Raw genomic sequence first — 12,628 nt, forward strand, 5'->3', positions numbered from 1 at the left:
TCTTCGACCTGATGTCCACGGACGGTGCGGCGGCCCACGAGCTCATCGACGCCCGGCTCGCCGCGATCCCGGGCGCCGTCCAGGGCTACCGCGTCACCCTGGCCGACGAGGCTGCCCGCGGCCGGGTGTCCGCGTCCGCGCAGTACGCCAAGGTCGTCGAGCAGATCCGCGGTTGGACGGGCGAGACGGGCGCGAGCGGCGACTTCTTCGCCGGCCTCGTCGAGCGCTGCGCCCCCACCGGCGAGCTCGCCGACCGGATGCGCCAGCACGCCCGGGCGGCCACCCGGGCGTTCGCCGACTTCGGGCTGTTCCTCGCCGACGAGCTCGAGCCGCAGGGCCGCGACAAGGAGGCCGTCGGCCGCGAGCACTACGAGCTGACCAGCCGCTACTTCCTCGGCGCCACGGTCGACCTCGAGGAGACCTACGCCTGGGGGTGGCAGGAGCTCCAGCGCCTGGCCGACGACATGGCCGCCACCGCCGACCGCATCGCGCCGGGTGCCACGGTCGCCGAGGCGGTCGCGCTCCTCGACGCCGACCCCGCTCGCGTGGTGCACGGCCGCGAGGCCTTCCGGGACTGGATGCAGGAGCTCGCCGACCGCACGCTGGCCGAGATGGCCGACGTGCACTTCGACATCCCCGAGCCGATCCGCCGCATCGAGTGCATGCTGGCCCCCACCAACGACGGCGGCATCTACTACACCGGTCCCTCCGAGGACTTCGTCCGCCCCGGTCGCATGTGGTGGTCGGTGCCCGACGGCATCGAGGACTTCTACCCCTGGCGCGAGGTGACGACCGTCTTCCACGAGGGCGTCCCGGGCCACCACCTGCAGGTGGCGCAGACGGCGTACCGCAGCGAGAGCCTCAACCGTTGGCAGCGCCTCATGTGCTGGGTCAGCGGYCACGGCGAGGGCTGGGCCCTGTACGCCGAGCGGCTGATGGACGACCTCGGCCACCTGTCCGACCCGGCCGACCGCCTCGGCATGCTCGACGCGCAGTCCTTCCGGGCCGCGCGCGTGATCGTCGACATCGGCATGCACCTCGAGCTGGACATCCCCGCCGACAACACCCTGGGGACCGGGCACAGCGCCTTCCACCCCGGCGAGCCGTGGACCCCCGAGCTGGGGCGCGAGTTCCTCGGCATCCACAGCCAGATCGAGTCCGACGTCCTCGACTTCGAGATCAACCGCTACCTCGGCTGGCCGGGGCAGGCGCCCTCCTACAAGGTCGGCGAGCGGATCTGGCTCCAGGCCCGCGACGACGTGCGGGCCCGGCAGGGCGACGACTTCGACCTCAAGGCCTTCCACCGCGCCGCGCTCGACCTCGGCTCGATCGGCCTCGACCCGCTGCGGGCGGCCCTGGCCCGCCTGTAGGGCGCTCGGCCCACCGGGCGCTCGGTCCACAGGTCGAGCGACGTCCTAGGGTCGGCACCATGCAGCTCGTCCTCGCCTCCGCCTCCCCCGCCCGCCTGGCCACCCTCCGCTCCGCCGGGGTCGACCCGACGGTGATCGTCAGCGGTGTCGACGAGTCCCAGCTCGACGGCCTGCCGCCGGCCGAGCTCGCCCTCCAGCTGGCCGAGCTGAAGTGTGCGGCGGTGGCCGGTCGCGAGGACGTGCCCACCGGGGCGCTGGTGCTGGGCTGCGACTCGGTGCTGGAGCTCGACGGCGAGGCCCTGGGCAAGCCCGGCACCGCGGCGGTGGCCGTCGAGCGGTGGCGGGCGATGCGGGGCCGCGTCGGGGTGCTGCACACCGGGCACTGCCTGCGTGAGGTGTCCTCCGGGCGGGTGGCCGCGGCGACGGCGAGCACGACGGTCCACTTCGCCGAGCTGAGCGACGACGAGATCGCGGCGTACGTCGCGACCGGCGAGCCGCTGGTGGTGGCCGGAGCCTTCACCGTCGACGGCCTCGGTGGCGCGTTCGTCACCCGGATCGAGGGCGATCACCACAACGTCGTCGGCGTCAGCCTGCCGCTGCTGCGCGAGCTGGTCGTCGAGCTCGGCCACACGTGGACCGCGCTGTGGAACGGGACGGGCGTCAGTTCGGCTTGACCGCGATCACCGGGCAGGTCGCGTCGATGATGACGCTCTGCGCGACGCTGCCCATGATCAGCTTGCCGACCGGGGTGCGGTGCCGGATCCCGATGACGATCACGTCGGCGACGACCTCCTTGGCCACGGCGAGGATCTCATCGGCGATGTCCTTGCCCGTCGTCTGGCGCAGCTCGTGCTCGACCCCGCTGGCCGCCAGCTGCTCCTCGAGGGTGACCTTGTCGTCCTCCGCGAGGTAGCGCTTGTCGACCAGGGCGTCGCCCTTGGTGCTGTTGACGATGACGATGCGGGTCCCGCGCCGCTGCGCCTCGCCGATGCCGTAGGCGAGCGCGGCGTCGCCGTACTCGTCGGGGATGAAACCGATCACGACCGCCATCAGGAGACCTCCGACTCGTTGGACACGGGGTGGGGCACGGGGCCACGGACCCGGGACAGGACCGTGGGGACGACCAGCGCGAGCACGATGAGGACGTAGACGAAGATGGCCAGYGGCTCGTTGAACAGCCCGCTGATCGCGCCGTTCGACAGGTCGAGCGCCTCGCGCATCTTGGTCTCCATGAGCGGACCGATGATGACCCCGAGGATGAGTGGCAGGATCGGGATGCCGAAGCGGCGTACGGCGAAGCCGACGGCGCCGAAGACCAGCAGCAGCGCGACGTCGAAGGCGCTCTGGTTCACGGCATAGGCACCCAGCGAGGCGAAGAACAGGATCCCGGCGTAGAGCTGCGGGCGCGGGATCCGCAGCAGCTTGGCCCACAGCGGTGCGAGCGGCAGGTTGATGATCAGCAGCAGCGTGTTGCCGATGAGCAGGCTGGCGAGCAGCGTCCACACCAGGTCGGGCTGGTCGGCCATCAGCGTGGGCCCGGGCACGATGCCGTAGGTGCGCATGGCGGCGAGCAGCACCGCCGCCGTCGCGGTCACCGGCAGGCCCAGGGCCAGCAGGGGCACGAACATGCCGGCGGCGCTCGCGTTGTTGGCCGCCTCCGGCCCGGCGACGCCCTCGATGGCGCCGTGGCCGAACTCGTCGGACCTGCGCGAGAGCTTGCGCTCCAGCACGTAGGACATGAACGTCGGCGTCTCCGCGCCACCGGCCGGCAGCGCGCCGAACGGGAAGCCGAGGGCGGTGCCGCGCAGCCACGGCTTCCACGAGCGCGACCAGTCCTCGCGGCTCATGAAGGGCCGCCCCACCGGGATCACGTCGAGCGGGGCCCGGCGCAGGTGGGCGGCGATCCACATGGCCTCGCCGATCGCGAAGATGCCCACGGCCACCACCACGATGTCGATGCCGTCGGCGAGCTGGAGGACCCCACCGGTGAGGCGCGCCTGGCCGGTCGAGAGGTCGAGACCGACGAGCCCGATGGTGAGGCCGATCGAGAGCCCGATGAAGCCGCGCAGCTTGGACGAGCCCAGCACCGCGGTGACGAGCACGAGGGAGAACAGCATGATCGCGAAGAACGACGGCGCCCCGATGTTGACCGCGACCCGCGCCAGGCTCGGGGTGAAGAACGCGACGAGCAGGGTGCCGATGGTGCCGGCGATGAAGGACCCGATCGCCGCGGTGGCCAGCGCCTGGGCGGCACGGCCCTTCTTGGCCATCTTGTTGCCCTCGATGGCCGTCATCACCGAAGCGGACTCGCCGGGGGTGTTGAGCAGGATCGAGGTCGTCGACCCGCCGTACATGCCGCCGTAGTAGATGCCGGCGAAGAGGATGAACGACTGGGTCGGCTCGAGGCCGAAGGTCAGCGGCAGCAGCAGTGCCACGGCCATGGCCGGGCCGATGCCGGGCAGCACGCCGACGAACGTGCCCAGGAGCACTCCGATCGCGCAGAACGCCAGGTTCTGCGGCGTGAGCGCGCTGGCGAAGCCGTCGAGGAGCAGGTTCAGGGTGTCCATCTCAGAGCACCCCGTCCAGGATCCCGGGCGCCAGCGGCACGTCGAGGCCGACGTAGAAGAAGTACCAGGTCGCCACCGCCATCACGACGCCCACGACGAGGTCGCGGACCAGGGTGCGCGACCCCAGCGCCCAGGCGCAGCCCGCGAACAGCAGCCCGCCGGTGACCGCCCACCCGAGCACGTTGACCAGCAGCACGTTGAGCAGCATGATCCCGGCCAGCTTGCCGACGGTCTGCCAGTCGGCCGGGCTCGTGAGGTCGACGTCCTCGCCCTCCTCGCCCTCGGCCACGTCGCCGCGGGCGGTGGCCACCGCGAGGAGCACGGCGAGCACGATCATCGACGCGCCCACGACGTAGGGGAAGACGCGCGGGCCGATGGGGTCACCGAAGCCGACGTTGAGGCCGCGGGCGTCGATGATCGTCCAGAGCCCGACCAGCGCCAGGACGGCCGCCAGGCCGTACTGCGCGCGGTCGACCTCGACGGGCTCGGTGCGAGGTGCTCGGGTGTCGGCCATCAGATGAGCCCCAGATCCGTCAGGGTGGTGGAGACCCGGGTGTCCTGCTCCTGCAGGAAGGACTCGAAGTCGTCACCGGTCTTGAAGTCGTCGGTCCAGCCGTTCTCGGTGAGCGTGTCCTGCCACTCCGACGTGTCGTGCATGGACTCGAGATAGCCGACGAGCTCGTCGCGTCGCTCGTCGGAGATGTCCGGCGGGGCGAGCAGCCCCCGCCAGTTCAGGAACACCAGGTCGATGCCCGACTCGGTCAGGGTGGGCACGTCGGCGAAGGCGTCCTGCGGGGAGCGTTCCTCACCCGACACGGCCAGCATCCGCAGCTCGCCGTTCTCCACGCTGCCGAGGAACTCCGCAGGCCCGGAGAACCCGGCGTCGATCTTGCTGCCGAGCAGGGCGCTGGTGAGTGGTCCACCGCCGTCGTAGGACACGTAGTTGACGTCCTGGGGATCGATGCCGACCTCGTCGGCCAGCTGCATCGGGAAGAGGTGGTCCGGGCCGCCGGGCGAGGAGCCCCCGCCGATGGCCAGGGATCCAGGGTCCGCCTTCCACGCCTCGACGAAGTCGTCGACGGTCTCGAACGGCGAGTCGTCCGGCACCAGGATGCCCTCCGGCTCGCTCATCAGCTGGGCGATCGGGGTCGCGTCGAGCGGGCCGTAGCCGCTGGCGAAGGAGTACGTCGAGCCGACGACGCCGAGTCCCACGGTCATCATCGTGTGCTCGTCGCCGGCCTCGCCGATGAGCTGGGTCATGGCCGCCGCGCCCCCGGCCCCGATCACGTTCTCCACCGTGAAGCTGCCGCCGGTGACGTCGTTGTCCTCCATGACGCCCACCGCGGCCCGGCCGGTCTGGTCGTACCCACCCCCGGGACTGTTGGGGATGATCATCAGCAGGTCGCGGCTGTCGTCGCCGCGGGTGACGCCGCACCCGGCCAGGGACAGCGCGACCCCGAGGGTCGCGAGGAGGGCCGTCGTCCGTCGTCCCAGACGTCTCATGCGCCACATCGTGCACCTCGGGAGGGTGATGTGTCGAGCGCCACGGTCCCGCGTCAGGGGAGGGTGGTGACGCCGTCCTCGGCGATCTCCTCGCGGATGTCGAACACGAGCTGGCGGGTCAGCACGAAGCGCGCCGCGTTGGCCATGGCCAGCCCGATGAGGTTCGCCGAGACGTTGTCGGAGTACGGGTCGTCGAGCCCGAGGGCGTTGCGGCTGATCCACAGGCACGCCATCGGGATGAGCATGGTGACGAGGCTGATCGTTACGAACGCCGTCCGGCCGCCGTCGGGGTGCCGGGTGTCGCGGTGCCGGAACGCCCAGGACCGGGTGCCCCGGTAGGCGATCACCGTGCCGACGAGGTTGGCGATGACGTAGCCGGTCTGCGGCTGGTCGTTGAGCGGTGCCATGCCCTCGGTGTTGAAGCCGTGCACCAGCAGGTTGAAGAGGACCACCGAGACGACGGTCGCCACCAGCCCGACGGCCTGGTAGCGCCAGATCTCCCCCGCCAGCCGGCGTCCCCTCGGCGTCACGGTGAAAGGCTAGCCCGCGCACCGCCCGGAACGGCTTCTCACGGCGCGTCGCGACGGGAGGCGTTGCTCACTCGACCGGCAGGCCGAGGCCCCGCGCGATGAGCATCCGCTGCACCTCCGAGGTGCCCTCACCGATCTCGAGCACCTTGGCGTCGCGGTAGAAGCGCACGACGGGGTACTCCTCCATGAAGCCGTAGCCGCCGAAGACCTGGGTGGCGATGCGGGTCGCGGTGACCGCCGACTCGGTGGCGTAGAGCTTCGCGACGGCCGCGGCCTGCTTGAAGTCCTTGGTGGAGACCGGGTGGCCGGCATCCATGGCGTCCTTCATCGCGGCGGCCTTGTACGTCAGCAGCCGCGAGGCGTCGAGCATCACCTGGAGGTCGCTGATCTGGAAGGCGACGCCCTGCTTGCGACCGATCGGGCCGCCGAAGGTCTGCCGCTCGCCGGCGTACTGCAGGGACAGGTCGAGGCACGCCYGGATGCAGCCGACGGCGAGCGCCGCGATCGCGACGCGGCCGTCGTCGAGGGTGGCGAGGAACTGCGCGTAGCCGCGCCCCCGCTCCCCGAGCAGGTGCGACTCGGGCACCCGGGCGTCCGCGAAGGACAGCGGGTGCGTGTCGGAGGCGTGCCAGCCGAGCTTGTCGTAGGCCTTCTCGGCGGTGAAGCCGGGCGTCCCCGAGGGGACCATGATCGTCGAGATCTCGGGCCGGCCGCCCTCGCGCTCCCCGGTGCGGGCGGTCACCGTCACCAGCGAGGTGATCGTGGAGCCGGAGTTGGTGATGAACTGCTTGGACCCGTTGACGATCCACTCGCCGTCGGCGAGCACGGCCTTGGTCCTGGTCGCCCCGGCGTCCGAGCCGGCGCCCGGCTCGGTGAGCCCGAAGCCGGCGAGCCGCTGGCCCGACACGAGGTCGGGCAGCCACGTCTGCTTCTGCTCGTCGGTGCCGAAGGTCAGGATCGGGTTGATGCCGAGGCCGACCGCCGCCTCGAGGGTGATCCCCATCGACTGGTCGACGCGACCGATCTCCTCGATGGCCAGGCACAGCGAGGTGAAGCCGCCGTCCTCGCCGGCGAGGCCGGAGCCGCCGAACTCCTCGGGGGCGGTGAGGCCCATCAGGCCGAGGTCGCCCATCTGCTGCACCACGTCGGTCGGGAAGTGGTGGTCGCGGTCCCACTGCGCCGCGTGCGGCGCGATCTGGGCCTGCGCGAACTCGCGCACGCTGCGACGGAACTGCTCGTGCTCGGGGGACAGCTCGAAGGTCATGGGGAGACACTAGCCGCGTTGGTTAATGATCGCTAACCCCAGATGGCCGCGATGTCGGACTCCGCCGCCCCCTCGACTAAGGTAAGCCGACCCTAATCGTCGTACCGTCAGCCGACCGCGAGGACCCTCCTGCGATGCCGACCCTCCCCCTGCGCCGTACCGCCCGTCGATGGGCCGGCGCGACCGTCGCCGCGCTGCTGGTCGCTCCCCTGGGCGCCTGCAGCATCATCAACCCGCCCGACCTGGTGATCTACAACGCGCAGCACGAGGAGCTCCTCGACGAGATCGTGCCGCTCTTCGAGGAGGAGTCGGGCCTCGACGTCGAGCTCCGCAGTGGCAGCGACCTCGAGATGGCCAACCAGATCGTCGAGGAGGGCAACGACTCCCCCGCCGACGTGTTCCTCACCGAGAACTCCCCGGCGATGAGCATCGTCGACAACGCCGGCCTCTTCGCTCCCGTGCCGCAGGCCGCGCTGGACAACATCCCCGCCCAGTACGTCCCCAGCTCGGGCACCTGGACCGGCTTCCTGGCCCGCTCCACGGTGGTCATGTACAACACCGACAACGTCACCGAGGCCGACCTGCCGAAGAGCATCCTCGACTTCGCCGATCCCGAGTGGAAGGGCCGCGTCGGCTTCTCCCCCACGGGCGCCGACTTCCAGGCCATCGTGTCGGCGGTGCTCGAGCTCGAGGGCGAGGACGCGACCCGCACCTGGCTCGAGGGTCTCGCGGCCAACGGCGTCGTGCTGCAGAACAACCTGGTCGTCATGCAGGCGGCCGACGAGGGCGAGATCGACGCCGGCATCGCCTACCACTACTACTGGTACCGCGACCGCGAGGAGAACGGCACCGACTCGGACAGCTCCGAGCTGTACTTCTTCGGCGACCAGGACCCGGGCGCGTTCCTGTCGGTCTCGGGCGCCGGCATCCTGAAGAGCTCGGAGCACGCCGAGGCGGCCGGCGAGTTCGTCGAGTGGCTGACCTCCACGACCGCCCAGCAGGCCATGGCGGAGTCCTACGCGCTGGAGTACCCGCTGAACCCGGACGCCCAGCTCAACCGGGACGTGAAGCCCTTCGACGAGCTCGAGCCCCCGACCGTCGACGTCGCCAGCCTCAACGGTCCCAAGGTGACCGAGCTGATGACCGAGGCCGGCCTGCTCTGAGGACCGGCGCCCGCACCTCGACCCCACCCCTGCTGCTCGCGGCAGGGGTGGGTGTTGCGCTGCTCGCGMTGATCCCCCTGCTGTACGTCGCGACGTACATCGTCATCATCGGTCCGGCCGAGCTCTGGGACCTCGTCGTCCGGCCGCGGATCCTGGACCTGCTCCGCAACACCGTCAGCCTGGCGGCGGTCACCATGGCCGCCACCGCGGTGCTGGGGGTCGCGCTGGCCTTCCTCGTGGAGCGCACCGACCTGCCCGGGCGCCGGCTGTGGCACGGGCTGCTCGTCGCGCCGCTGGCCGTGCCGGCCTTCGTGAACGGCTACGCCTGGGTGTCCCTCGACCGGTCGATCCACGGCTTCGGCGGGGCCTGGCTCGTGGTGACGCTCTCCTATTACCCCCTCGTCTACCTGCCCGCCGTCGCCGCCCTGCGTGGCCTCGACCCGGCACTGGAGGAGGCCTCCTGGTCCCTCGGCCACACCCGGTGGCAGACGTTCGCGCGGGTGGTCCTGCCCCAGCTGCGGCCCGCACTGCTGGGCGGCACGCTGCTCGTCGGGCTGCACCTGCTGTCCGAGTTCGGCGCGCTGGCCCTGCTCCGGTTCCCGACCTTCACCACCGCCATCTACGACCAGTACGGCTCCACCTTCAACGGCTCCGCGGCGACCGCGATGGCTGGCGTCCTGGTGCTGCTGTGCCTGTTCCTGCTGCTCGCCGAGCTGCGCCTGCGCGGCACCCGGCACTACGCCCGGGTGGGTCAGGGCACGGCGCGCCTGTCCGAGCCCCTCACCCTGCGCGRCCTGCGCTGGCCCCTCCTGCTGCTCGTCACCGGGCTGGTCGTGCTCGCGCTCGGCGTGCCGACGTACGCCCTGCTGCACTGGCTGGCGGTGGGCACCTCCACCGAGTTCCCCCTCGACGAGCTGCTCTCCGCCACCGGCTCGACCGTCGTGCTGGCCGGCCTGGGAGCCCTCGCGACCACCCTCGCGGCGGTGCCGGTGGCGTGGTTGGCGGTGCGCTACCGCGGCCGGCTCACCACCCTCGTCGAGCGGAGCACGTACGTCGCCAACGCCCTGCCGGGCATCGTGGTCGGCCTGGCGCTGGTCGTGGCGAGCCTGCGCCTCGTGCCGGTCGTCTACCAGACCGCCCTGCTGCTGGTCGTGGCCTACGCGATCCTCTTCCTGCCCCGCGCGGTGGTGTCGGTGCGCTCCGGCCTCGAGCAGGCCCCCGTGGTGCTCGACCACGTGGCGCAGAGCCTGGGCACCGGGCCGATCGCGACGGCACGGCGGGTCACGTTGCCGCTGATCGCGCCGAGCCTGGGCGCCGGCGCCGCGCTGGTCTTCCTCGCCATCTCCACCGAGCTCACGGCCACCCTGATGCTCAGCCCGATCGGCACCCGCACCCTGGCGACCGAGTTCTGGTCGGCCTCCTCGGAGCTGCGGTACGGCGCGGCGGCCCCGTACGCCCTGCTCCTCGTCCTCATCTCGGTGCCCGCGACGGTGCTGCTCATGCGGCAGGAGAGACTGCACCCATGAGCGCGCTGACCGTGACAGGGGTGAGCAAGTCCTTCCCGTCGACAGGCTCCGGACAGGAGGCGACCCTCGCGGTCGACGACGTCAGCCTGCACGTGCCGCACGGCTCGCTCACCGCGGTGCTGGGACCCAGCGGCTGCGGCAAGACGACCCTGCTGCGCCTGATCGCCGGGTTCCTGACCCCCGACGCGGGCACCATCACCTTCGACGACCGGGTCGTGGCCGGCGCCGGTCGACCGACCCCTCCGCAGGACCGCCGGGTGGGCTACGTCCCGCAGGAGGGCGCGCTCTTCCCGCACCTCGACGTGGCCGGCAACATCGGCTTCGGGCTGCCCCGCGGCGAGCGCACCWCCGGTGCGCGGATCGAGGAGATGCTGGACCTCGTCGAGCTCCCGCGCTCCTACCGTGGCCGGGCCCCGCACGAGCTCTCGGGGGGCCAGCAGCAGCGCGTCGCCCTGGCCCGCGCCCTCGCCCCGGGTCCCACCGTGGTGCTCCTCGACGAGCCCTTCTCCTCCCTCGACGCGTCGCTGCGCGAGTCGACCGGACGCGCGGTGGCGCGCGCGCTCCGGGCCGCGCAGGCCACCGGGCTGCTGGTCACCCACGACCAGTCCGAGGCGCTCTCCCTCTCCGACCAGGTCGCCGTCCTCCGTGAGGGCCGGCTCATCCAGGCCGGCTCCCCCGCCGACGTCTACCTCGCCCCGCACGACCCGGAGCTGGCCCGCTTCGTAGGTGGTGCCACCTCGCTGCCGGGGCGGGCGGGCCAGGGCGTCGCCGCCACCTGCGCGCTCGGCGACGTCACGCTCACCCACCCGGCGTCGGCCGACGACCTGGTGCTGGTGATCCGCCCCGACCAGGTCGTCCTGGATCCGGACGGCGTCCGGGCACGGGTCGACGAGGTGAGCTTCTACGGGCACGACGCGGCGATCCGGCTGACCGTGGGTGGCGCGGCCCTCGTGGCCCGGGTGGCCGGACCGACGGCTCCCGCGGCCGGCGACGTGGTGCGGATCGGCGTGCGCGGGACCGTGCACGCCTACCCCGCCCCGGTCCGCGACTGAGACCTGGGTCGGCGCCGCACCGCGGGGGCGATAGTGTGCCCAGCGGCATCGCAGGCAGCAGACTTGGAGTGTTCCGTGGCCGATCATCAGGGATTGCAGAAGGTCCTCATCGCCAACCGTGGCGAGATCGCAGTGCGCGTCATCCGCGCCTGCAAGGACGCCGGGATCGGGAGCGTGGCGGTCTACGCCGACCCCGACCGTGACGCCCTCTTCGTCACGCTCGCCGACGAGGCGCACTCGCTCGACGGCTCGACGCCCGCCGAGTCCTACCTCGACATCGCCAAGATCATCAAGATCGCCGCCGACTCCGGTGCTGATTCTGTGCACCCCGGCTACGGCTTCCTCGCCGAGAACGCCGACTTCGCCCAGGCCGTCATCGACGCCGGGCTGATCTGGATCGGCCCCCCGCCGGCCGCGATCGAGGCGCTCGGCGACAAGGCCAAGGCCAAGCACATCGCCGAGCGGGCCGACGCCCCGCTCGCCCCCGGCACCAAGGACCCGGTCAAGGACGCCGACGAGGTCGTCGCGTTCGCCGAGGCCAACGGGCTCCCGGTCGCGATCAAGGCGGTCTTCGGCGGCGGCGGCCGCGGCCTCAAGGTCGCCCGCACGCTCGAGGAGATCCCCGACGCCTACGAGTCCGCCGTGCGGGAGGCCGTCACCGCCTTCGGCCGCGGCGAGTGCCTGGTCGAGAAGTTCCTCGACCAGCCCCGCCACGTCGAGACCCAGTGCCTSGCCGACCAGCACGGCAACGTCGTGGTSGTCTCSACCCGCGACTGCTCGCTSCAGCGCCGSMACCAGAAGCTCGTCGAGGAGGCGCCCGCGCCGTTCCTCAGCGAGGACCAGCTGAGCAGGCTCTACGCGTCGTCCAAGGCGATCCTCAAGGAGGCCGGCTACGTCGGCGCCGGGACGTGCGAGTTCCTCGTCGCCAAGGACGGCACCATCTCCTTCCTCGAGGTCAACACCCGCCTCCAGGTCGAGCACCCGGTCTCCGAGGAGGTCACCGGCATCGACCTGGTCCGCGAGATGTTCCGCATCGCCGCCGGTGAGGAGCTCGGCTACGACGACCCCGAGATCCGCGGCCACTCCATCGAGTTCCGGATCAACGCCGAGGACGGCGGCCGCAACTTCATGCCTGCCCCCGGGACCCTCTCCCGGTGGGCCCCGCCGAGCGGCCCCGGCGTGCGCGTCGACGGCGGCTACCTCGAGGGCGAGACCATCCCCGGCGCCTTCGACTCCCTCGTCGCCAAGCTGATCGTCACCGGCCGCGACCGCACCCAGGCCCTCGAGCGCTCCCGTCGCGCGCTGGCCGAGTTCGTCGTCGACGGCATGCCCACGGTCATCCCGTTCCACCAGGCGGTCGTCACCGACCCGGCGTACGTCGGCGCCTCGACGCCGTCCGGCGAGGGCGAGTTCACGGTCTACACGACCTGGATCGAGACCGACTTCGACAACCAGATCGAGCCGTACGCCGGCGACCACGCCGAGGCCGACGAGCCCGGCGAGCGCCAGCGGGTCACCGTCGAGGTCGGCGGACGCCGCCTCGAGGTCGTGCTCCCCGCGGGCCTCGGCGGCCTGTCCGCCGGCGGCGGCACGGGGGCCGGGGCGAAGAAGCCCAAGCGGGCGGCCAAGAAGGCGGGCGCGGCCGCGTCGGGC

The 12,628-nt window shown here is 71.9% G+C and carries 12 protein-coding genes; 6 read left to right on the forward strand and 6 right to left on the reverse strand.

Translation table 11 applies throughout. The annotated features are described in order from the left end of the window. Both ACXJKL_RS04240 and ACXJKL_RS04245 read left to right on the forward strand, forming a co-directional pair. Positions 1–1,370, forward strand: a 1,370-nt coding sequence (locus ACXJKL_RS04240; RefSeq protein WP_457205808.1) for a DUF885 domain-containing protein, incomplete at its 5' end; no start/stop codon positions are given. Between the two features lie 59 nt (positions 1,371–1,429). Further along, the gene (locus ACXJKL_RS04245) at positions 1,430–2,044 is read left to right on the forward strand and encodes a Maf family protein (protein ID WP_457205809.1); all 615 of its coding nucleotides are present in this window, start codon (positions 1,430–1,432) and stop codon (positions 2,042–2,044) included. Here the strand turns inward: ACXJKL_RS04245 and ACXJKL_RS04250 are convergent. From ACXJKL_RS04250 to ACXJKL_RS04275, 6 genes are all read right to left on the reverse strand, one after another. Continuing rightward, entirely contained in the window at positions 2,031–2,420 is a 390-nt protein-coding gene (locus ACXJKL_RS04250; protein ID WP_457205810.1) for a universal stress protein, read from the reverse strand. The genes ACXJKL_RS04245 and ACXJKL_RS04250 overlap by 14 nt on opposite strands. Beyond that, complete coding sequence (locus ACXJKL_RS04255) at positions 2,420–3,937, reverse strand: tripartite tricarboxylate transporter permease (protein WP_457205811.1); 1,518 nt, start codon at positions 3,935–3,937, stop codon at positions 2,420–2,422. The genes ACXJKL_RS04250 and ACXJKL_RS04255 overlap by 1 nt, the downstream gene beginning before the upstream one ends. A gap of 1 nt (position 3,938) precedes the next feature. Further along, positions 3,939–4,451 (reverse strand): tripartite tricarboxylate transporter TctB family protein, encoded by a 513-nt coding sequence (locus tag ACXJKL_RS04260; protein WP_457205812.1) that lies wholly within the window; start codon positions 4,449–4,451, stop codon positions 3,939–3,941. Next, positions 4,451–5,440: a Bug family tripartite tricarboxylate transporter substrate binding protein gene (locus tag ACXJKL_RS04265; RefSeq protein ID WP_457205813.1), complete on the reverse strand. Its 990-nt coding sequence runs from the start codon at positions 5,438–5,440 to the stop codon at positions 4,451–4,453. The genes ACXJKL_RS04260 and ACXJKL_RS04265 overlap by 1 nt, the downstream gene beginning before the upstream one ends. Before the next feature lie 53 nt (positions 5,441–5,493). Beyond that, complete coding sequence (locus tag ACXJKL_RS04270) at positions 5,494–5,970, reverse strand: GtrA family protein (protein WP_457205814.1); 477 nt, start codon at positions 5,968–5,970, stop codon at positions 5,494–5,496. 67 nt (positions 5,971–6,037) lie between these two features. Next, a complete protein-coding gene (locus ACXJKL_RS04275; protein ID WP_457205815.1) occupies positions 6,038–7,234 on the reverse strand; it encodes an acyl-CoA dehydrogenase family protein in 1,197 nt (398 codons plus the stop codon). Between the two features lie 134 nt (positions 7,235–7,368). On the opposite strand from ACXJKL_RS04275, the gene ACXJKL_RS04280 reads away from it, so the two are divergent. The 4 genes from ACXJKL_RS04280 to ACXJKL_RS04295 form a co-directional block, all read left to right on the forward strand. Then, complete coding sequence (locus tag ACXJKL_RS04280; RefSeq protein WP_457205816.1) at positions 7,369–8,397, forward strand: iron ABC transporter substrate-binding protein; 1,029 nt, start codon at positions 7,369–7,371, stop codon at positions 8,395–8,397. A gap of 47 nt (positions 8,398–8,444) precedes the next feature. Next, positions 8,445–9,923 carry an ABC transporter permease gene (locus ACXJKL_RS04285; protein ID WP_457205817.1) on the forward strand — a complete coding sequence of 493 codons (1,479 nt, stop codon included), beginning with the start codon at positions 8,445–8,447 and terminating at the stop codon, positions 9,921–9,923. Then, positions 9,920–10,975: an ABC transporter ATP-binding protein gene (locus ACXJKL_RS04290; RefSeq protein ID WP_457205818.1), complete on the forward strand. Its 1,056-nt coding sequence runs from the start codon at positions 9,920–9,922 to the stop codon at positions 10,973–10,975. The genes ACXJKL_RS04285 and ACXJKL_RS04290 overlap by 4 nt, the downstream gene beginning before the upstream one ends. 93 nt (positions 10,976–11,068) lie before the next feature. Further along, positions 11,069–12,628 (forward strand): acetyl-CoA carboxylase biotin carboxylase subunit (locus ACXJKL_RS04295; protein ID WP_457205819.1); only part of this gene is annotated, 1,560 nt, incomplete at its 3' end.

The sequence above is a fragment of the Nocardioides sp. P5_C9_2 genome, from assembly GCF_054049555.1.